Raw genomic sequence first — 20,965 nt, forward strand, 5'->3', positions numbered from 1 at the left:
TCCGTGGCTCCGCTGCTGATACGATTTAGCGGGCGACACCCCAGGTAATCCCCTTGAGTGCAGCGGCATACAGGTTATCCTTCGGGTTCTCCCGGATCTCCCTCAGGGCTGCCAACTCCTCCCCCAGGGTGTTCAACCCCTTTTCATCGATCCTGTCGCTGAACGTGAAACGGCGGGCGGCATGCGTGACGGTCTGCTGCGGCACCCCGGTGTATTTCTGGGCGGTCTCCGCGATCTTCCGGGACGCCGGGGCCTTGTTGATGAGGGCATTGGCCTCCCGGACGGCCGCCACCAGCCGCTTCAGTGCCTCGGGGTTCTCCTGGAGATAGGCGGTGCGCGTCGTGATGGTCCGGCAGGGAAACCTCTGGGGAGCGTCGCGCAGGATCGCACGATAGCCCTTGATCTCGGCGATGGCCAGGTGCGGGTCTTCCAGAATGGCGCCATCCACCTTGCCCGAATCCAGGGCCACGATAGCCGGACCTCCGGCCAGTTTTTCCAGGACAAAGTGCGCGCCGGCCTCCCGGGCCTTTTTCTCGTAGGCAATGACCGCCTCGCAGGCCGGGGAACTGCCGGCAATGCGTTTTCCGTTCAAATCCTTGTAGGACCTGATGGAAGAGCCCTTGGGAACCACGAGCAGCGAGGAACAGGGGGTCTTGACCTGGGCGATGATCTTGAGCGGCGCACCGTTGGCGATGGCCGTAACCGCCACCGACGGGCAGGACCAGAAGACGTCGGCCTGGCCGGAGACCACCAGGTCGCGGGCCAGGGCCGGGTCCCTGGCCTCCACGATGGCGACGTCGAGCCCGTGTTTCCTGAACAGCCCCCGTTCCTGGGCCACATACAGGTTCAGGTGGTTGGTCGTCTTGGCGTCGGCAATAATGACCCTGGCGGGGGCTGCGTCCTTGCGGGCCGCGGCAGCCCCACCCATGCCGGCCGCCATGGCGGCAAGAACGCCGACGACAATTATCCCGGTTTTCCACATGCCCATGTCAGTTAATCCTCTTTCCCGTTACACTTGGGCCAAGGCCTGCTCCAGGTCGGCGATGATGTCGTTCACGTTCTCGATGCCCACCGACAGGCGGATGAAATCGGGGGTTACGCCGGTGGTGAGTTGTTCCTCGGGGCTAAGTTGCTGATGGGTGGTGGATGCCGGGTGGATCACCAGGGACTTCGCATCGCCGATGTTGGCCAGCAGCGAATGGAGCTTCAAGGCATTGATGAATTTCTTCCCCTCTTCTACGCCGCCCCCCTTGATGCCGAAACCGACCAGGGCGCCGAACAGGCCGCGGGTATGGTACTTTTTGGCAATCTCGTAGGACGGATTGTCGGGCAGGCCGGGGTAGTTGACCCAGCCGACTTTCGGATGAGCCTTGAGGAATTGGGCCACGGCCAGGGCGTTGGTGCTGTGGCGCTCCATGCGCAGGTGCAGGGTCTCCAGCCCTTGCAGGAAGAGGAACGAGTTAAAGGGGGACACGGCCGGCCCGATGTCCCGCAGCAACTGGACGCGTACCTTGATGATGTAGGCGATGCTGCCCAGGGCCTCCCAGAAATTGATGCCGTGATAGGATGGGTCCGGTTCGGCGATCTGCGGGAATTTGCCGTTGCCCCAGTTGAAGGTGCCGCCGTCCACGATCACGCCGCCGATGGAGGTGCCGTGGCCGCCGATGAACTTGGTGGCCGAGTGCACCACGATATCGGCGCCATACTTGAGCGGCTGGATCAGATAGGGCGACGGCGTCGTATTGTCGATGACCAGCGGGATATTGTTCTCATGGGCGATGGCGGCCACCGTCTCGATATCCAGGGTGTCCAGCTTGGGGTTGCCCACGGTCTCGCCGTAGAGCAGTTTGGTCTTGGAGGTGATGGCCGTGCGGAAGTTCTCCGGGTCGGACGGATCGACGAACTTGACCGTGATCCCCAGTTGGGGAAGCGTGTAGTGGAACAGATTGTAGGTGCCGCCGTACAGGCTGGTGGCGGAAACGATCTCGTCCCCGGCATGGGCCAGGGTCAGGATGGCCAGGGTGATGGCCGACGCGCCGGAGGCGGTGGCCAGCGCGGCCACGCCCCCTTCCAGGGCCGCCACCCGCTGCTCGAAAACATCCGAGGTGGGGTTCATCAACCGGGTGTAGATGTTGCCGAACTCCTGCAGTCCGAACAGCCGGGCGGCATGGTCGGCGTCGTTGAAGACGTAGGACGAGGTCTGGTAGATGGGGACTGCACGGCTATTGGTGGTGGGGTCCGGCTTCTGTCCTGCGTGCAGGGCCAGGGTTTCTGCGTGATACACGGGAGAATCGCTCATTGTGTGCCTCCATTGAGTAGGTTGAACGCCGAAGCATTGGGGTCGATAGGCAAACCGCACGGATCTTTGCGCCGCTCGATCGCTCGACAGTTAACGGACTTCCGTCACGTGCACGCCATGTGGCGCCCCCTGCGCCAACGGGAGTGCGGTGTCCTTCGACCAGCCGATCCACGAACTGTCGTAGTTGTGCAGTTTTTCCAGCGGCCAGCCGGCAAGGTACAGGGCAAAGAGCGCCTGGGTGGAGCGCACCCCGGACTGGCAGTAGAAGTACTGTTCCTTGTTCCTGTCGTAGCCGAGCGCGTGGAGTTGCTGCTCAAGATCGGCGGCATTCAGCCACTCGGCCTGGTTATCCTTCTTCTTGAACATGGCCCAGTTGCTGTGGCTGCTCCCCGGAATCCGTCCGGCACGGTAGGCGCCCTTCTTCAACTCCTCACCGGTAAATTCCTTCAGGTCCCGGTTGTCCCACAGTTGGGCGGTTGCACTGATCCGTACGGCGCTGATTTCCGGGGTATCGACCCGCAGACGAGGTTTGGCGATGCGGGCGACAAAGCCGCCTCTGCGGGCCGGGGCGGCCGGGGCCAGGACATCGACCGGATAGCCGGCGGCTCGCCACGCCTTGACGCCGCCGTCCAGCAGCCTGACATCACCCTTGCCATAGTAGGTGAAGGCCCACCAGAGACGGGTGGCGTCGTACTTCGTGTCGTAGACCACCACGATTGAGTTTTGGTCGATGCCGAGCCCCTGTGCCAGTCGGCTGAAACCGGCGGCATCGATGATGTTGCCGGTGACGCCGTTCTGGGTCTCCGGCGGCGCTTCGATGTCCGGGCGGTCCACCTGATACGAACCGGGAATGTGCCCCAGGCGATATTCCAGATTGCTTTCAGCCGCCACTATCACCAGTTTTGGGTTATGGGCATCCACCAGGCGTTTCAACTCCTGGACGCTGATCAATGCGTTTCCCCGCGGGTACCCCTTGTAGCCGGACTCTCCGGCAAAGGCGCTGGCCAATGTGAGATTCAGCAGGACCAGGATCGGGAACATCATACGGATAAGCTTTGTGTTCATGGCATGTCTCCTTTTGAATAAAAAAAGGCCGGGGTATGCCCCTAACTTGGGACATGCGCCCGGCCTCCGGTTTTTCCGGTCAGCACGGTTGTGCGATTCCTTTGTATATCTCCCCTTTAGTTTCAGGGAAAACCGATCATGTAATGCCGCAGCCCGTGGTCGTACCACTTCGGGAGAGACTAGCGCCCCAGGCGCTCTTTCCCAAAGCCGTCGTCAGCTTGCCGACGTACCCATCCCCGACATCGGGGCCGGCCGATCTGCTGTGCAGGCTGGCCGAGAGGCACGGAACCCTGTCGAAGCCCGGAACTGCCAAACCTTATCTCTATTTTTTCTATAGATATTATAATTACACACATCTGTCAAGAATAAAAAGATATGCGGGGTGACGTCATCCCCATGAATATTACCCCACACTCGTCAGAAAAGCGCCGGACCATCAAGCTGCATATCGGCCCTTGGCAGGAGGCCCCCTTGGCGACGCGCTCCCATCCCCTTCATTCTGCAGCCAAGGCTTCAGCCGGTTCGCCGGCGTCTCCACCATGCGCTTTGCCCCTGTGGCGATAGATGGGGCACCTCTCGTAATCGTCGCCACAGAAGGCTATTATGCCGGAGATGGTCCTGCTTGAGATGGCGTAGCAATAACACTCGGGAAACGGGGTTTCCAGGAACCGGCACATATCGGGCCGAGGCTGCTTGCCCTTTTCATCAGCCGTCCCGCAACGTGCATCTGCCGGCATCGCTGTGAATCCTAGCACGCCAGGAACGCCTCGAAGGCCCGGTCATACCACTGGATATGCACCAGCCAGAGCAGGCGCAGGTAGCCCAGATCTTCCGGCACTACCTCCAAATGCCTGCTGAAGCGCTGGCGCAGTTCCGCCGTTTTGCCATAGATGAACTGGTGGTGGAGGTGGTGCTGTACGGTCTGCGGAAAGCCCACCATTCCCATGTAGCTGTTCTCACAGCCGATGTGCTCCGCCATGCGCTTCAGCAGCAGGTCGAAATCTGCGACGAAATCATTGTCATGCTGTTGAATCAGCTTTTCGAACATGTCGTTCAATTGCCAGACAATGCTCCGGTAGCGGCTGTCGCAGGCGATTTTATCGCCTCTCAAGGCGGCTGGGTCATCGTACGCAGTCGTCGGCCCCCAAACAAGGTGCCGGTAATCGTGAGGGTCCATGCAACTTCCTCGTCTTAGGTGGCCCAGCTCTCCTACGCTGGTTTAGGGGTAGTATCAGGCGGTAACGGGCATGGTGTGCCAATCGGCTTACCGGTGGCTGAAAAAAGCGAGGGGGGGAACTTCCCCCCTCATAACAGCGAAGGAGACGTGAGAATAAGCTGGTTGAGCTCCGGGGCCACAGTTTATGCCCCTTGGCGTGGTGTTACAAATCCCACGGTACAGCGTTGCGGTGAATTATTCAGGTGTCTTTGGGATTAAGCTCCACCTGGTCCTTCCCTTCCGCGGCCTTTCTGAAGTTACTGATGGCCTTGCCAAAGGAACCGCCAACCTCCGGCAGTTTTCCTACGCCGAAGATCAACACCACCATAAATGCGATTATGAGCAGTTCCGGGACACCAAAACCGAACATGTGACTACCTCCTTCCGTGGTGCAAGTTTAAATGTTCACAGCGTAATGGGAGATGCGAAGCCGCAGCATGGTTAATGATCACAGCCATGGCGGTGCCCGGGTCGGTCCTGGTCCGGCAGATGTTCCGGCAAACCGTTCTCTTCCAGAAGCACAAGGTTCTCGCCAATGGTCCCTTCCCGGGCTTGAAATACCCGGATACCGACACGGCTTAGTTTCTGCTGCATGGCACCGCCGATTTCTCCGGCGGCTATCGCATCTACCCGGTGGCCGTCAAGCCCGTCCACCGGGTCGCAGGTGCCATACCGGAGAATCTGACCACCGTTGCTGATCGTCGCGACCTCGCAGGTAATCATATCAACCACCACATACTCCGGCGCACACGAGAAGTGGCCATACACCCGGCTCGCCAACCCCAGGTTCTGCAGTACCGGAAAACAGACGTTCACGCTGTCCCCCCTGCTTCCTTGCGTATTGAGGCGCTTCGCTTTTTCATTTACCGTTACTGCCAATTCAGGGTATGGCAGGACTGACAACTCATACCGCTTCCCGATACCCCTTCCAGGTTCGCTCCATGGCAGACCACATTGGCGCAGGTGGTGGTGCCGTTGGTGAGCGCATAGACCCCATGGGAGCTTTGGTTGCTGCTGGTGACATTCTTCCATACGGCGATGCTGGCGGGGTGGATCTGCATCGGCCCGCCCAGATGGCAACTGGAGCAGGAGGGGCCGCTGCCGGTGACGCCGGCCAGGGCCTTGCCGTGGCAGGAGCTGTTGGTGCAGGCGGCGATCCCGCTTGCCGTGACGTAGGCCGCATGATGGGAATAGGTGTAATCGCCCCAGGAGAGCGGATGCACGTGCTGCTGGTCTCCCATGTGGCACTGGGTGCAGGCAACCTTGGAGGTGCCCCCGGCGTAGTCGCTGCCGTGGCATTCGGCACAGGCACTGATGTTGGCCGTGGCCGCCGAGCTGTGGCCGCCAGGCAGCCAGGTGGCGGCTACGTGCGCCCCCCCGCTATCGGCGGAGAAGCTGCTCTGGGAGTTTTTGTCACCACAGCCGGCAAGCCCGAGGACGACGAGTGCCGCCAGCCATATCTTCGGGATAATCGTTCTTATCGATGGCATGTGGCGCACCTCTCGTTGTTTTGTCTGCCGTGGCACTTGGCGCAGGAGGCCGGGTTGATCCGGCCGTCGATCTTGTGCTGGCTCAGGTAGTCGCCACGGTGCGGCAGGTTCCGCTCGGGGGAGTCGGCGAACTTGTCGCTTGGCTTGATCTCCTCCTTGTGGGCATGGCAGTCGGCGCAGAACGATTCCTCATGGCAGGAGGCGCAGGCCAGGCGCTGCTCCTGGGCGTAAAAGCGGTGCTTGGGGAAGAAGTCCGCCGCCTTGTGGTTGAACGCCTGCCAGGTGTCGGTATGGCATTCACGGCAATCGGGCATTCCCGTGACCTTCTCCGGGTGTGTTTTGACAATGCTGGTGGTGTTGGCGCACGCGTAGAGGGTGCACACGACCAGCGAAACGAACAGTATGATCATGATTCTTTTCACTTCGCCCTCCCTTCGGTGCCGCGCCGCATATCGAATGTATAGGTCAGTTTGACCAGACCCGTCACCTCGTTGTCGTAATCCGGGTTCCTGGAGTAGTCCACATCGGCCCCGATCTTCAGGCTGGGAGTGATGTCGCAGGATGCGGCCCCGATAACGGTGTAGGAATTCTTGATCCCGTTGATGCGGCTGTCGTAGTTCACATCGAAGAAGTCGGCGCTTACGTCGAAACGGTGGAATTTCTTCGCGGCAAAGACGCGGTATTCGTTGTAGCGCAGTTTGTCCGTGGTGCCGTCCATGCGGTGGATGGCAAACCCGGTCACAACGGCACCGGGTAGCAAGAGGGTCGCCTTGCCGCCGTAGTAGTTGCCGTCACCGACGATTTTATAGTCGTAGTTCTTGTAGTCGGCCCCGATGGTCAACGCCTTGATGGGGATATAGGTGATGCCGCCCCCCAGGCTCTGCACCTTCTCCCGGGGGTCCATCACCCCGCCGGGGTTGGCGGGGCTGATAAGACTGAACACGTTGGTGGTCATGTGGAAGAAGTAGTCCCGGTAGTTGATGTCCGAGTAGCTTGCATTGATGCTCAGGTTGTCCAGGGGGTTGTAGGTGACGCGGTAGTCGTGCTCCATCCAGCCGTCGGTGATGGAGTTGTAGGAGGAGCGGCCCACCGCGTCGATCTGTTTCAGCGGGTGGAGCCAGACGTCGAATCCCTCCTCCTCCCGGTAGCGTTCGCCGCTTTGGCTCGCCTTGAGGGCGCTCACCCCCAGGGTGTAGTATTTGGCCAGGGTGTGGGTGATGCGGCCGCCGTAGATCAGGTCGCCACCTTTGTTGTTGGTCTCGGTGACCACGGGGGCGCCGATAAAGGCGGCGGCCGCGAACCCTGCCTTGAAGTCGGAGCGCAGGTACGCCCCGTCCAACCGCTCTGCGGCGACCCCTTCGGCCACGAACTGGCGCCCCAGGCTGACCACCAGGTTGTTCCTGGGGGCACGGTAGCTGAGATAGCCGTACTGCAGGTCGCCGTCCCGGTATTTGTCCGTGCTCCGGTCACCAAGGTCGATGCGGCCCCAGCCGCCGAAAGAGAAGGAGAGTCTCCCCTCCTTGTCCAGGTTCGTCGCCGAGAGGCGCAGGTATTCGTAGGCCGGGTACAAATTTTTCTTATCGATGCTCTCCCTGGCGCGCAGGATGGTGGTGGACTCGCCGGACACGGCGAAGCCCTCCGCCAGGGCCGGTGCCGCGGCCAGAAGCGGCACAAGGGCCATAATGATTCCTGCGCACAGGCCCACGCCGCTGCGAAAAACGCGGCATGTTCCCATCGTGTCATGTCTATTCAAGGCGCCCCTCCTTGCCAATTAGTGGTAATGTCTGCATTGCGTTTTCTCTCCTCCTGCCGGAAAAACCGTACTATCGGTTAACCAAACGGTCTTCAGTCAAGGGTCAAAGGCGTTGGTTGCCCCCGCGCCTGCACGGGGGCAACCCATCAGCCATTCAGCCTCGAAGCGTCGCGTGCGTCAGGCGTTAGGGTTGGGATAACCTGCTGCCGTGGCTGCGGCACGGAGGTCTTTCCAGATCTGGGTGACGCGTTTGATCTCCTTCTGGGGGCAGAGATTGTCGCACTGGCCACACATGATGCAGTTCCACAAGCCCGCCTGTACCGCATCCACTACGCGGTTCCCTTCGTCGTAGGGATCGTAGAATCGGTAGGCAATGGCAAGCATTTCGGCAGGGCCGACGAAGGTCGAGGGATTGGCCTTGTATGCGGGGCATCCGGCGGTGCAGACCGTGCAGCGGGTGCACCACTCAATGGCGTTGATTTGATCGATGACATTTGTGTCATAGGTCGTGTTGAACTCAACGTCGGTCATCGAAGTGGACCTAGTCCGGCGGTACCGGGCGGTTATGGAGTTGTGGGCCTCGCGTTTGTCCACGATGAGGTCGCGGATGACCGGTTGACCGGTCAATGGCTCAATGGTGTGAGTCGCGTTGGTGATCGGGGTGATGCAGGCGAGCACCGGCTTGCCGTCCAGCATCACGGCACAACGGCCGCAGGCGCGGCCACGGCAGCTGTAATCGAAGGCAATCGGGGTGGTTTCGTGGGCAAACTGTATGGCCTCCAGAACCGTCATCTTGTCTGTGTACGTTACGCTGACAGTGATCAGCTTCGCTGCGGAATCGACTGAGGGGTCGTACTTGCTGATTTTCAAATTCATAGAGTTTTCCTTTCAGGCAGTGGTAGGGCTTACACGAACGTGTCAGCAACATCATCCCAAGAAACCTTATCGAACGTGACCTTCTCGAAGGCCATGGTGCCGCTCGTCAGCTTCGCCGCGATCATGCAATCCCAGTTTGTATCATCCTGAGTGGGATATTCGGGACGGTAATGGCCTCGGGATTCCTGGCGCATCAGGGTGGCATTAACAGCCATCTCCGCCAACTCGATCATGTTGTAGTTCTCGATCGCCATCTTCCACTCAGTATTGTAGATCAGCGACTTGTCAGAGCACACCTGGTTGGGCAGGTCTTCTTTGCGAATCCTGGCCAACTCCGTCGATGCCGCCTCAAGGGCTGCAGTCGGACGCACGACGCTCATGCAGGCGCAGGCCTTCTGAATCCTTTGACGCACCACGTGAGGTCGCAGGCCGCCGCTGCCGACGGTACGCGTGCGCATCTCATGGAGCCGCGTGTATTCCGTCACTGCCGGGGTTAGATCGACCTTCGGGGCTGTGGCGGTCTTAAGCCACGCCAGGGCGCTCCGCAGGGTGTAGGAACCCATGCGGGTATTGAGATACTGGGTGGTCCCGCCACCTGAACCCATGATCCCGGCACCACGGACGCAAAAAAGCCCAGGGATGTCGGACATCATGTTCGCGTCTATAACCGGCGTGCCGCCGTGCTCGTACATTTCCAGGCCGAGCTCGAGGAGTTCGCCGGAGACGTCGATGCCGAAATTATTCTTCCAGAGAGTGGCGTTCCGTGAGTAGGCAATACGAATCTTTGCCAAGACCGTAGGATCTCTGAGGTCGACGTAAAGCCCGCCATTCGTCGTACCGTAGCCGTCCGCAATGCGTTTCCCGATGATCTGGTTGAAGAAGGGACGGTCCCGCAGAATGCGTGTCTGGTCCGTAGCCGACAACTCTTGCAGGAAATACGTGCCGTCCTTGTCGCAAATGTACGCGTTCTCGTTTGCGTCCGCTCCGATGCCGGAGTTGAAGGCATAGGCGATACCTTTCGGGCTGATGGAAATGAGGTCGTAGGAACCGTATTCGGCATCGCCAACCCGGGCTCCGTGGCGATAGGCGGCCATGTCGACGTCGGCGGTGTTATCAGGGACGTTCATGGTGTTGGCGGAAACGGTGTTCCAGCCATGAAACCAGGAACTGCCACCGGTAGCGAGGACCACGGCATTGGCGCGATAGACGCAGAGATCGCCGGTGGGCAGATAGACCCCCATCGCACCGACGCATACCCCGTCGTTGATGAGCAGGTCCGTGATCATCGTCAGGTCGTAAATCGTGACCAGTGACGACTTGCTCACCTCGTCCTGTAGGTGGCGCGGGAATCCTCCCTCGATCATGTAGACCGACGAATATTTCATCATATACTTCAAGCTACCGTCCGCATTGCGGCGCGGGAAACACTCACACCCCGTGTTCCCGTAGAACTGGAGATCGGATCGGTTCGGGTCCGAGAGGTCTGCGTTCTTTATAGCCTGTTGGTTGACCCCCCTCCCACGGTTCAGGACGGAGTCGGCCATATAATTGGTCTTTATACCTTTTCCGTCGGCACTCAGCGGATACCACACGTACTCCACGTCCCAGTTCATGCCGATACCGCCACTCGCACGGAACGGCCCCTTGTCGACGACGGTAATCTTCCTGTTGTTCTTCATCGCCTCGGTAACTGCGGACATCGCCCCGAATCCAGACCCTATGAACAAAATATCACTATCATAGACCCGGTATGTCGGTGTGCCGGTGCCAGTGCTGCTGGTGCTGCTGCCGGCTTCCGACCCCGAACAACCGGTGAGCCCGACGCTGCCTCCCCCTGCAAGAAGCGCAGATCCCATGGCGAGACCACCGGCTTTCAGGAACCCGCGACGGGACATAATGACCTTGCTGTTCCCTTGTTCATCTCGATTTTCGCTCATATCGACTCCTTTCGTACTCTTTTCTCAGATGGGCGGTGCTCAGAATTGCCCTCATACCACGTAACATTCAAAGATCGGGTAAAGCCGTTTTAGCTTGGCCCCTGGGCTCGGTGCGGCGAACGGCCTGTGATGCGACACAAGGATGCTCGGATCAGCCATAACCGGTCGGACCTTGATTGCGTAGGGACATCGATAGTGTTCCTTTCTTTTCCTTCCATGACCTCCCTTCCTCACTGATGCAGCGAGAATTCAAGTTTCCCGGATTAAAGGGCAGAACCGCGCCATGTTACAGCAGGCTCTTTCGTCCCCACCATGTGACCTCCTTTCCGAAATTGACCGCACGCTATCGTTGCCCCTCGGTGCAACCGTTATGCAGGCGCGGCGGACAACGCCGCTCGAAGTCCTGTATGCGGAAAGCTGAGGGCATAACACAAGCCATGTATGCCTGTAGGGATTTGGTCAGGGCTTCATGCCAATAGGGGAAAGGCTCAAGCACCAGGAACGAAAAAGCACTCCTGCGCCTCGTTTCCGTGCGTGAGTAGAGCCAGAACTGTGCCAAAGGGTTTCAACGGAGATAACAGCCTGAAAAATAGAGACATTCCAGATTCGGACAGCGTTCGTTGTCCTATTAAGCATCCGCGCTTGTCATATGTGACAAAGCCCGTGAAAATTGTCACATTTGGTCAAATTTATTGAGGATTGTTTGCATGATCGTGACGTGAGGTAGAGAGGGAAGACTCTTGGAGGGCGGGGACGGGACGGGGCGGGGCTTTTAAAACCGGGTGGCGGCATCCAAGGCTTTTTCTACGGCGGCCCGCCTGAACTGTTCAGCCAAATCCGGTCTCCTGTCGCACCCCTCAATCACGATTGCCTCGAAATCGTCGATCCCCATGCGGTGCATGATCGATCTGAGATACGGCACGGAATAGTCATCATCCTTTCCGAAGTGGAAGTCGCCTGTGGAATGAATGTGAAGGCACTTTCTCCCTTGGTCCTTCAGAAGCCCCACCGGTCCGGCGGGGGTGTGGGTAAAGGTCATGCCGTCCACGCAGATCGTATCGATATATATCTTGAATTCCGCAGGAAACCCCAGATTGAACATCGGCGTCACGAACAGATACTTGTCTGCCGTAACGAACTGGTCAACATGCCTCCAAATCCGGCCGATCTTGCGTTTTTCGTCGTCATTCAGGGATGCAAGGGACCCACCGCCGCGTATTTTTTCCCAACCGTTCAGCACATCGGTGTCGATCCGCTGGATGTTGTCGCGATAGAGATCAAGGAAAGCGATCTCGTCCTGCGGGTTGAATTGCACGTATTTATTCAAAAACACCTTGCCGATGGAGAGGCTGCGGGAGTGCTCCACCGGTTTCAGGTTGCAGGTCACATAGAGCAGTTTTGCCATGATCTCCTCCTTTGTATGTGGTGCCCCCCTTCAAGGGAAACGGGGGAACGGCCGTGGCGCCTTCCGGGCGATATCAAAAACCCACAGGGCCACACAGTGCGATATGTATGCCAACAATAATTGCCGCGTATAACGGCGCCAGGCAGCGGCAAAGACCTGCGTACCGCCGACAGGTGGCGACAAATTATGTTGTATTTGGTAAAGATGTTGCATCCTAATAGGTAATATCTGGGCAAATTGTCATATTTAACAAAACATGGTATACGTATCCTGAGGGCTGCTCATGGGGGAGGAGTTATCGTGAACGTCAACAAGGAAGAGTTTTTTAAAGAGGTAACACTCAGAATATGCAGCAGCCTGAATATCAATACCGCCTTGGAGCGGGTGCTTGAGTACCTGCAAAAACATCTTCCGTTCACCCAGATGTTCCTTTACATCACGGAAACAAATCTCGGCGGGAGTCGCCATATTGCCCAGGCAACTGACGGTACCTGCACCGACAAGAAGTTTGTTTCGCCACCGAAAGAGCATTGGGCCTGGGCGCGGGAGCAGCAAAAGCCATTCATACTGACCCATGACGACCAGGACAAAAACATTCATGATGTCGCGCCCCTGATCGAACTGAAGGGAAATAGCATCCTCGTTGTGCCGCTCCGGATCGATGATGAGCTTATTGGATTCCTGGTCCTCCGGGCTAAGGGAGAAAACAGGTTTACCCCCGGCCAGGCAGAATTGATGGGGGTCGTGGCCAAGCCATTTGCTATCGCGTTGGTCAACGCCAAGGCCCACGAGACGGTTGTGCAGCATCGGGACACGCTCATCGACAACAACCGTTTCCTTAACAAGGAAAGCCTCTCCCAGGCGAACGACGATATCATCGGCGGTAGTTCGGGACTGCGCAATGTGATGGAGATGGTCCAGATGGTGGCGCCGCTCAACACCACCGTACTGCTATTGGGTGAAACAGGGACCGGCAAGGAGGTAATCGCAAACACCATCCATCTGGCCTCCCCCCGCTCGGAGGGGCCCTTTATCAAACTCAACTGCGGCGCCATCCCGGAAAACCTCATCGACGACGAACTGTTCGGCCATGAAAAGGGGGCGTTCACCGGCGCGGTTGCCGAAAAGCGGGGACGGTTCGAACGGGCCAGCGGCGGTACCCTTTTTCTCGACGAAATCGGCGAGTTGCCGCTCCAGAGCCAGGTAAGGCTTCTGCGGGTCCTCCAGACCAGAAAGATCAGCCGCGTGGGGGGGAACGGCCGATTCCCATCGACGTGCGGATAATAGCGGCCACCCATCGCGACTTGAAGGATATGATCATCCAGAAGCTATTCCGGGAAGACCTCTGGTTTCGCCTGAATGTCTTCTCCATCATAGTGCCCCCCCTCCGGGAGCGGATAGAGGATATCCCAGCCCTGATCCGCCATTTCGTGGCCCAGAAGGGTCATGAGCTGGGAATCTCGACCCTGCCTCCCATTGTGCCGGGCGCGCTGGAGCGGCTAATGAATTACCGTTGGCCGGGTAATGTGCGTGAATTGGAAAACCTGGTGGAGAGGGAACTGATCTGGCATAGGGGTGGTCAGTTGAGATTCGATTCTATGTTGCCGGACGATGAGGGAAAAGGATGCGAAGACACTTCCGCTCAGAATGTGGGAATTGATTACCCCATAAACCTCGACGAAGCCATGTCGCTTCATATCGGCAAGGTCCTTAAAATGGCCAAGGGCAAGATTCACGGCTCCGGGGGGGCAGCTGAATTGCTCGGCATCAACCCCAATACCCTGAGGGGGCGCATGCGAAGCCTTGGTATACTGCCTGGAAAGCAGAAATCGTAGAAGCCGGCGGGACATCTGAAAACCACAGCCACAGCCTGGTTCGCCAAAACGGACGTGAAGCGATAGGGCAACCCAGCGCGAATGATATCACAATTTGTCAATGACTAAAATAACACAAAAGGCCGCTTCATTGCTGAAAGCGGCCTTATTCTTTTCTCCCGTTACCGGGATATGTGTTTACTCGTTAGGCTAACGATACCTCTCCACACGGCCCCTGCTCCACGGGAAAAAAACTAGGCGAACAATTAACGCTGCTCTGCGCGACTGGCCGGACAACACCGGAGCGGAACAAGAGAACAACTTGGCTTTTGCGACCGCAGCGGATAAAATTTGGGGGACCTCTGGGGGAGCCAATTTTATGAGTGAAAGGCGAAGAAGTTGGCAGACACTCCTGTGACGCTGAGAAGGGGCGAGGAAGCACCCATCCGCCACAAGGGGGGCAAGCTACGACGCGCTCTTGGTTTAGTCTCCAAGGTTATACATTATAGATTCTGGATACCCATTTTTTCAATGGCGGTTCTTCAATGCTGCGATCAATCGCGCACGACAGTCAAACACTTCAACGCTCCTGCAATGATAGACTGCCTTTTTCCCATTCGGGAACAGAACGTCGTAAAACGCATGCTTGATGTCGAACGAGCTGTTTGTGACCGAAGCGGAGTTTGTCATTCCCATGCCTTGGAGCACGCTGGTCGCTACGCCGCCAACGCCAGGGACAAACTGAGCTGCGGTTATTACCCCACCAACGAGGACGGTATCGCCGACAGCGCCTATTCCAGACGTAGACTGCACTGTGAAGAATGATTCCCTGATCGCAAATACAGCGCCAGAGTCCTTCACCTGAGCGACTTGAAGGGCTGGGTAGGTGACGAAATCATACTCGGGGCGGTGGCTCTCGAACCCGCTGTAAGTGTAAGGTATCTCAGAGGCAATTTTTACCCCTGGGATGTCCGGTGGCCAGTTCTCTTTGTATTCCGGAGACAGGTTCACTTTTTTGTTGTCAATGAACAGAATCGGAGTGGACACCGGGATGGTAGCGAACGATTCGTTGTTGATGACCATCGCGGGGATGGTATCTCTTGAGCCGGTTGCGCAGCCTGTAATTGCCATTATTGCTAGGGCGATGCATGCAACTGTGCTCTTTTTCATTAAATTCTCCAATCGAGTTGCGCCTTTCAATGTGCTTAAATGTCTTCGTAGAATAGTCTTTGGCTTACTCTTGTATTATAGTCACCTGACCAGATAGAATTTTCGTTAGTAGTCATTATTGGCTCAACCTTCTTGGCAATGATCTGAACAGGACTGTCAAATTCATACTTAGGATACGGCTTGGCGTTGAGTGTTCTGATCAAAGTAATTGGGCCTATGATCACAGTGCCAAGGATAACCAGGGCAAGAGCACCAGCGCCAAAGAGCCCACCGATAAGCACCAACGCAAAAAGCCAAATGATGAGGTATCCGAAAAATTTTGCCAACTTTGAAGGTCCCATGTTTTTCACCTCGAAAAGTGGTACTCCGATTTTCCTGTTTGACATAAACACCCTTGCTACTGTGCTTACCTATTTCATCGGTTTCATTCTGGATCATACCTTTTTTCTTGCTCCCAAGGACTTGCTATCTGAACCACTCCAAACAATGGGAAGAGACTGCCACTCAAAGTGGTTCGTAGTTGATGCCACCCCATAATGATTTTGTTCTTGGATTGATGGTGTTCATGTTGTAATCATCGGCGATGATCTCATTTTTTTTATTGATTCTTCCATTGAAATCATTAGCTCAATGTCAGGGTTTTCGCTTTTGGGTAGTACGCACGGCCTACCTAGAAACTTTTTAAGTCCGTAGATCAGCCCACCGATGACTATCAGTGCCCAGGCCCCGTTACCAAATGCAGCGAACATAAAAAGGCTTATAAAAATAGCGATAAACAATTTAGTTGTCATACTCTGCCCTCTTGCCAATCTCTATATGCAGTAGCAAATGAATTTCTCAGAACAAATGGCGCTAACATTCGTTATTTTTTGGCTAAAAGTATAATACCCTCCAATATGGGTATTGTCAATAATTTTACCCTAATTTTGGCATTCATATTTCCTCTGTTCACTGGATAAGTAAGTAGCGGAGGATGATAATGGAAAATGTCACCATTTTATTTGGAACCAGGATTCGAGAGTTGCGCAAAGCACGTGGGATGACTCAGGGGCAGCTTGCGGATCTTTTGGATATTGAACAGAAACATGTCAGTCTTATAGAGCTCGGAAAAAGCTATCCCTCACTTGACCGCTTGATGTTGATTGCTGAGGCCTTGAATGTCCCGTTGCCCAGCCTGTTTGATTTCGACCACCACATGGCAGAAAGTGAGAGGGTTCGAGGGATTGAGGAGATGGTGAGACAGCTCGGCGAGGCCGACCAGCGTAGGATATATCGAATAGTGAAGGCCTTTCTGGAGGGATAGGGAGAGTAATCGCAAATTGGCGAAAGCATACGTCCAAGCCATCGCGGCACGTTGCCAACAAGGTAATTTTCAGTCAGTTTTCGAGCTACTAAAAGGTGTGCCCAAATGAGCTTACAAAAGATGTGTTCGGGCGGGCCTTTTCACTGTCCGCGCCCTTATCCACCGAATTTTTTCTACCCTGTAAGCTTTGAGCCTACTCGATTATTGTTGACATTACACACTTTTACGGGCTGGCAGAGGGGATTTTGGGGTTGAAGTTTTACGGAAAATCCGTATAGTGAAGATACCTTTCGTCTGCGAAACTTTCTGGGTTCCTACCCCGCAGATTATCTCCTCACGGAGAGTCGGTTCCGGCCTTTATATGTCTCGGCATATCGCGCCAGGGATCTCAATTCAGTTGCACTCAAGGGAGTAGTGCGTCTACAGCACCTCCAGCCCACCCAAGATTGACTTAGTTCAATCCACTTTAAAAAGCTATTGAACAAAATATGCATTGGCACTGACCGTCGGCTATACCTACAATTTCAGCGGTCTTCGCCAATACATCAATTAATAGGGTTTCAGTTACAGCAACTTAGGGCATATTACTCTGATTCTACTGCTGCATCTGAAATTCCTTTTCAATATTGTTCCTGTTACGTGGGAAACTGCGCGACGAAAAGGCATTCCTTTTTCGATACATTGTCGCGTATCACCACAATTTCAGGATATTGAAGTAGAGGCTAGTTCTTTTTTGAACAGCCTCAAACTGGCCTTCGCAGGTTTATCCAAACTCGACAATGTCTGGTTTTTCACCAGCTTGGTCGAGCCCGCGAAGACCAATAAAAGAATTTGGTTTTTAGAACCAAAGCGTCCGCCGGAACGGCGCAAGTTTCAAACAATTCAAAAAATCCCACCTGAAGTACCGCAGTTCCCTCAAAAATATCAATCCTGCCAAAAATGCCAAAAGTGATTTGCAGCCTTGTCACATCGGAGTTAGCCACCGATGGAGACGAGGTGTCGTTGCGTCAATGTCCAACTGCCAATTGGATATATAGCAGCGACGGGTGTCGCCGGATGCACGGAGACGTGCTCGTCCGGTGGCGATGGGGGCTGTAGGGTGCAATTCCCTGCTTCTACCCACTGCATGCAGGTATCTGGGCGACGTGGAAACTGTTTTCCGGCGGCAGCCGGAAAGCATGACATGTGTGAAGTGGTGTAAATCCACTCTGCGGGACAGGGGAAACCCTATAACGCCAGACCCAGCGGGGGAGCATCACGGCAGTAATGCCGTGGTGTAAATAGCTCAACCCGTAAAGGCTCCGTCTAATGCCGACGGACCAAAGCGCCCTAAAGGGTGCAACTGGGTAAGATGTCGAGGAGCGGCAAGGCCGAGCAGCGATGAAATTCAAGGGTATCCCAAATTCCTTCGGGAAAAGTAAGGGGGGTCTTCCAGATTCTCTCCCGCCTTAACTGGCACAACCTTGAATGGAGCGACCGGACTTCGACATTGACACATACGTCTAACACGGAAAGGGCCGAACGGCGCAGGCAACTGTGTGCGAGGCCTGATTAGCGAGAACGAGTACCGATAACGGCCACTGCAAGGCAGTGGTGGCCGGTTAGCCGTCGGGTGGCACCGACAGAAAAGGCTGCGGGAAAATTCTCACCTTTGAAAATCGCTTTTTGGGGCTGGCTGCCCCTCTTCTGTCGACGAGCGATGTTCGTCGTCGGAAGAGGCGCAGCCAACTGGTCGGGAGACCGGTGCACTGTGCCATATTTCCACCGGGAGGTTGGATTATGGGAAAACACGCATGCACAACATGGCAAGGATTCTTACAACAGTTGATTACACTGATAAGTCACGGCTACCGTTATTACTGCCTGACAGAGTATCCGATCAAAAAACAGGACAAATGGGAAACCAGTGACATGAAACTCATCAAAAAGTACGACGCCGACATCGGCAAGGACAAGCGCTATCGAAATCAACAGAAAGGCAGGGCAAATTATACGTTTTTGAGGTGGGGAAAAATTGCTCTGATCCTGCGGTCCGCAGGAGAGTATGAGGAAGCAGGCGACCGTTTTGTTGATATCCGTGAAAAGGATCTTGTCCTTGAAGTTGGCGACACCATGCGAATCAGAATAGTGCATGAAGGATCTAAAGGGAGAGTCACGGCATATCTTGAGAAACAGGTATACCGGGACATTAAGGCTGAACTCCTCGATCACTGCCGACACAGGCGATTAGATGTCTTGAAGGGCAGATTTGCCGCACTTAACGGCCTACCTGGTTACTCCGGCATCACCCAGCAAAAGGCCGGGCTCGTGACAGATATTATCCGGGAGGGGAAGAAGCACGGGGTAACCTTGCAACGGAAGGATTTTCCGATCCGCACCAGCAGGAAAATCTACAAAGTTTTCGACTAATCGATTGCCGGGAAGCGGCAGGATACAGATCGCGCCAAGCGTTCGGTATCCTTGCCCGGTGGTTGCGTATCTCCGTGTAAAAAAAGCCCCCTCTGTCCCGCCATATTGGCGGATAGAGGGGGCTTTTTGCGTTTGGGCCGGAAAGAAATGGACAGGGGACTGATATAGATATCAGGGAGGTTTATTTACCTCCCCTCGTCTGCTCCAGGGGTTCAGAAAGTTTGAAAAATGGCCTGGCCGAAAAACCGAATAGAGCGAATGATCCAGAAATGCTCGACCTGACCGCTTTTGCAAAAAAGATGATGGTGAGCACTAACACCATCCGCAATTGGATCAAATTGGGAAAATTGATCGAAGGTCAGCACTATATCCATGTTGGCCGTGTTTATCGCTTCCCCTGGAGTCATGACTGTTTGGCGCATTTGATGCGGTCTTTAGCCCCTGAGCCTGTGGCGACACGGCCAAGGATGGTCACAAGGCGGCAAAACCATACGCAGTTGGTTTTTCGAGCTTGATGATTACCACATCTGTGAGTATCCTGATAAGGCAAACGAAAATCAGCCGAGAGGGGGTACCTAACATGAAGAAAGGACCATAGTATGAAGAAAGCGATTCATGAATCATCTGATTACAAACAGAGAAAACCGAGGTACGGCAGCCTGTATCGCACGAATGGTTCGAAGTATCTGTACATTTCGATGAATTACTTCAAACAGCGGCTGCGCTTTCCGACCGATCGCGAAGACACTCCAGAAAACTGGGATTTCTTCTGCGATTTCCTTGATGAAGTGGGGATGAAGATTAGAAATCAGACGTTCCGTTTTGCCCGGACGTTCTACTGGTTGGATGAAGAGACAAAAGCCCATTTCTCGGCGCTTGAGGGCAACGACTACAAACCAGAACCGGAACATGTCCAGTTCGGCGAATATGCCACCGAATGGATGAGGCGGAGAATCCCAACGTTTAGCTCAATATCCAAAAAGCGGGACTACACGGAAGCCCTGGGAAAACGGATTCTGCCCTATTTTGCGCAGATGGCGTTCTCCAGTATCACGACATCTGTTGTCGAGACGTTCATTGACAATCTGGAGCGCTGCAAGGGGCCGCAGGAGAAAGCCCTTTCAAAAAAACGGGTCAAGAATATCATCGGCCCCATGAGCAAGGTTTGGGAATCGGCCTGTAACGACAACAACTGGAACCTCCGAAATCCCTTCGACGGTTTATCCCAAAAATTTGCTGGGATTCAGGACAGTGCCGATCAGGAGAAGGAGCGGCGGGCGGCATTGATGGAGGAGGATGAGGATTGCCACTCTACCCGTGATGTGTTTCTCCTGTCGGAATGGCAGCGGCTCTTGTCCTTTGTTGATCCTCATTACCATCCGGTCATGGAACTGTTGCTGATGGGACTGATCGGCAGCGAACTGGAGGGGCTGCTGAAGCGCCACCTCAAAGATGACTGCCTCCAGATCAGGTGCGCGGTGATAAGGGAAGATAAGAATACAATGCATCTGAAATTCAAGCCGAAAAACTGGTACCGGAAGAGGGACCTGCCATTGACCGCCAAGCTGAAAACCCTGCTGGAACAGGCGGCGGCTGCGTCGACCAGCGCCGGAATCATCCGGTTCGAGAGCGGCATCGAGCTGCCTGCCAGCGCCTTTCTGCTGACCATGAAAGACGGCGCCTTCTTCAACTATCGGTCGTTTTGCAAGACCATCTGGAACCCGGCCATGAAACAGGCGGGGCTTGAGCGCAGGATACCGTATGCGTCCCGTCACACCATGGTGCAGTGGTCGTCGCTGGTCGGGGTGAACAAGGAACGGCTGGTGGACTTGGTGGGGCACTCGACCAAAACGATGATCGACGAGGTCTACGGCAAGTACCGCAACGGGTTAGTGGAGGAGAAGAGCCTGATTCTTGATTATCTCGGAGAGGATTTCCTAGCCTTGGAGGAGTTACGGACGGCGTTTCCGGAGCGGTACCGACAAAAGATGGCTTTGCCGCTCATAGCGTCTCAGATAGCGGAAGCCCCTGCTATGGCCGTCGCTTTTGGTCAAAGTTTTGGTCAAAGTCAGGGGCTTTATCCTGATAACTACTTGAGGTAGTTAGCTATCTTATGGAGCGGGAAACGGGATTCGAACCCGCGACCTTCAGCTTGGGAAGCTGACACTCTACCACTGAGTTATTCCCGCAATGGACTTGTATAAATGCCAAGAGACGGACGTTTTGTC

At 55.5% G+C, this 20,965-nt stretch carries 20 protein-coding genes, 1 tRNA gene and 1 pseudogene; 6 read left to right on the top strand and 16 right to left on the bottom strand.

Annotated features, from left to right (window positions below; translation table 11 throughout):
- Window positions 1–25: 25 nt before the first annotated feature.
- The 12 genes from FO488_RS11705 to FO488_RS11760 form a co-directional block, all read right to left on the bottom strand.
- Window positions 26–988 carry an ABC transporter substrate-binding protein gene (locus FO488_RS11705; RefSeq protein WP_149210720.1) on the bottom strand — a complete coding sequence of 321 codons (963 nt, stop codon included), beginning with the start codon at window positions 986–988 and terminating at the stop codon, window positions 26–28.
- A gap of 21 nt (window positions 989–1,009) precedes the next feature.
- Window positions 1,010–2,299 carry a homocysteine synthase gene (locus FO488_RS11710; protein ID WP_149210721.1) on the bottom strand — a complete coding sequence of 430 codons (1,290 nt, stop codon included), beginning with the start codon at window positions 2,297–2,299 and terminating at the stop codon, window positions 1,010–1,012.
- A 90-nt stretch (window positions 2,300–2,389) separates the two neighbouring features.
- A complete protein-coding gene (locus tag FO488_RS11715; RefSeq protein WP_149210722.1) occupies window positions 2,390–3,364 on the bottom strand; it encodes a sulfurtransferase in 975 nt (324 codons plus the stop codon).
- A 748-nt stretch (window positions 3,365–4,112) separates the two neighbouring features.
- Window positions 4,113–4,475 (bottom strand): hypothetical protein, encoded by a 363-nt coding sequence (locus FO488_RS11720; protein WP_149210723.1) that lies wholly within the window; start codon window positions 4,473–4,475, stop codon window positions 4,113–4,115.
- 304 nt (window positions 4,476–4,779) lie between these two features.
- The gene (locus FO488_RS11725) at window positions 4,780–4,950 is read right to left on the bottom strand and encodes a twin-arginine translocase TatA/TatE family subunit (RefSeq protein WP_149210724.1); all 171 of its coding nucleotides are present in this window, start codon (window positions 4,948–4,950) and stop codon (window positions 4,780–4,782) included.
- A gap of 71 nt (window positions 4,951–5,021) precedes the next feature.
- Window positions 5,022–5,396: a NifB/NifX family molybdenum-iron cluster-binding protein gene (locus FO488_RS11730; protein WP_149210725.1), complete on the bottom strand. Its 375-nt coding sequence runs from the start codon at window positions 5,394–5,396 to the stop codon at window positions 5,022–5,024.
- Window positions 5,397–5,449: 53 nt separating this feature from the next.
- On the bottom strand, window positions 5,450–6,070 hold the full coding sequence (locus FO488_RS11735) for a hypothetical protein (RefSeq protein ID WP_149210726.1): 621 nt from the start codon (window positions 6,068–6,070) through the stop codon (window positions 5,450–5,452).
- Window positions 6,058–6,492: a cytochrome C gene (locus tag FO488_RS11740; protein WP_149210727.1), complete on the bottom strand. Its 435-nt coding sequence runs from the start codon at window positions 6,490–6,492 to the stop codon at window positions 6,058–6,060. The genes FO488_RS11735 and FO488_RS11740 overlap by 13 nt, the downstream gene beginning before the upstream one ends.
- Window positions 6,489–7,751 (bottom strand): hypothetical protein, encoded by a 1,263-nt coding sequence (locus FO488_RS11745; RefSeq protein WP_149210728.1) that lies wholly within the window; start codon window positions 7,749–7,751, stop codon window positions 6,489–6,491. The genes FO488_RS11740 and FO488_RS11745 overlap by 4 nt, the downstream gene beginning before the upstream one ends.
- Window positions 7,752–8,000: 249 nt before the next feature.
- Window positions 8,001–8,699: a 2Fe-2S iron-sulfur cluster-binding protein gene (locus FO488_RS11750; RefSeq protein WP_149210729.1), complete on the bottom strand. Its 699-nt coding sequence runs from the start codon at window positions 8,697–8,699 to the stop codon at window positions 8,001–8,003.
- Between the two features lie 29 nt (window positions 8,700–8,728).
- A complete protein-coding gene (locus tag FO488_RS11755; RefSeq protein ID WP_149210730.1) occupies window positions 8,729–10,636 on the bottom strand; it encodes an FAD-binding protein in 1,908 nt (635 codons plus the stop codon).
- A 772-nt stretch (window positions 10,637–11,408) separates the two neighbouring features.
- A complete protein-coding gene (locus FO488_RS11760) occupies window positions 11,409–12,041 on the bottom strand; it encodes an FMN-dependent NADH-azoreductase (RefSeq protein WP_149210731.1) in 633 nt (210 codons plus the stop codon).
- Window positions 12,042–12,425: 384 nt separating this feature from the next.
- On the opposite strand from FO488_RS11760, the pseudogene FO488_RS20015 reads away from it, so the two are divergent.
- Window positions 12,426–13,354: pseudogene (locus FO488_RS20015) on the top strand (sigma 54-interacting transcriptional regulator); the annotation flags it as partial.
- Window positions 13,355–13,876, top strand: coding sequence for a hypothetical protein (locus tag FO488_RS20020; protein WP_240732295.1), 522 nt, complete (start codon window positions 13,355–13,357; stop codon window positions 13,874–13,876). It begins immediately after the preceding pseudogene.
- 507 nt (window positions 13,877–14,383) lie between these two features.
- Here the strand turns inward: FO488_RS20020 and FO488_RS11775 are convergent.
- On the bottom strand, window positions 14,384–15,025 hold the full coding sequence (locus tag FO488_RS11775) for a hypothetical protein (protein WP_149210734.1): 642 nt from the start codon (window positions 15,023–15,025) through the stop codon (window positions 14,384–14,386).
- A 35-nt stretch (window positions 15,026–15,060) separates the two neighbouring features.
- Complete coding sequence (locus FO488_RS11780) at window positions 15,061–15,366, bottom strand: hypothetical protein (RefSeq protein WP_149210735.1); 306 nt, start codon at window positions 15,364–15,366, stop codon at window positions 15,061–15,063.
- A gap of 638 nt (window positions 15,367–16,004) precedes the next feature.
- On the opposite strand from FO488_RS11780, the gene FO488_RS11785 reads away from it, so the two are divergent.
- A complete protein-coding gene (locus FO488_RS11785; protein ID WP_168206005.1) occupies window positions 16,005–16,328 on the top strand; it encodes a helix-turn-helix domain-containing protein in 324 nt (107 codons plus the stop codon).
- A 791-nt stretch (window positions 16,329–17,119) separates the two neighbouring features.
- Here FO488_RS11785 and FO488_RS19690 read toward each other — a convergent pair.
- The gene (locus FO488_RS19690) at window positions 17,120–17,296 is read right to left on the bottom strand and encodes a hypothetical protein (RefSeq protein ID WP_205743266.1); all 177 of its coding nucleotides are present in this window, start codon (window positions 17,294–17,296) and stop codon (window positions 17,120–17,122) included.
- An 811-nt stretch (window positions 17,297–18,107) separates the two neighbouring features.
- Between FO488_RS19690 and FO488_RS11795 the strand changes: the two genes are divergently transcribed.
- The 3 genes from FO488_RS11795 to FO488_RS11805 all read left to right on the top strand — a co-directional run bounded on the left by FO488_RS11795 (window position 18,108) and on the right by FO488_RS11805 (window position 20,839).
- Complete coding sequence (locus FO488_RS11795; protein ID WP_149210738.1) at window positions 18,108–18,737, top strand: hypothetical protein; 630 nt, start codon at window positions 18,108–18,110, stop codon at window positions 18,735–18,737.
- 221 nt (window positions 18,738–18,958) lie between these two features.
- Window positions 18,959–19,252, top strand: coding sequence for a hypothetical protein (locus tag FO488_RS11800; RefSeq protein ID WP_149210739.1), 294 nt, complete (start codon window positions 18,959–18,961; stop codon window positions 19,250–19,252).
- An 84-nt stretch (window positions 19,253–19,336) separates the two neighbouring features.
- A complete protein-coding gene (locus FO488_RS11805; protein WP_149210740.1) occupies window positions 19,337–20,839 on the top strand; it encodes a hypothetical protein in 1,503 nt (500 codons plus the stop codon).
- A gap of 12 nt (window positions 20,840–20,851) precedes the next feature.
- On the opposite strand, the gene FO488_RS11810 is transcribed toward FO488_RS11805, so the two are convergent.
- Window positions 20,852–20,926 (bottom strand) — tRNA-Gly (locus tag FO488_RS11810).
- Window positions 20,927–20,965: the final 39 nt, after the last annotated feature.

Origin of the sequence: Geobacter sp. FeAm09, from assembly GCF_008330225.1 — a bacterium.
Classification (GTDB): Bacteria; Desulfobacterota; Desulfuromonadia; order Geobacterales; family Pseudopelobacteraceae; genus Oryzomonas.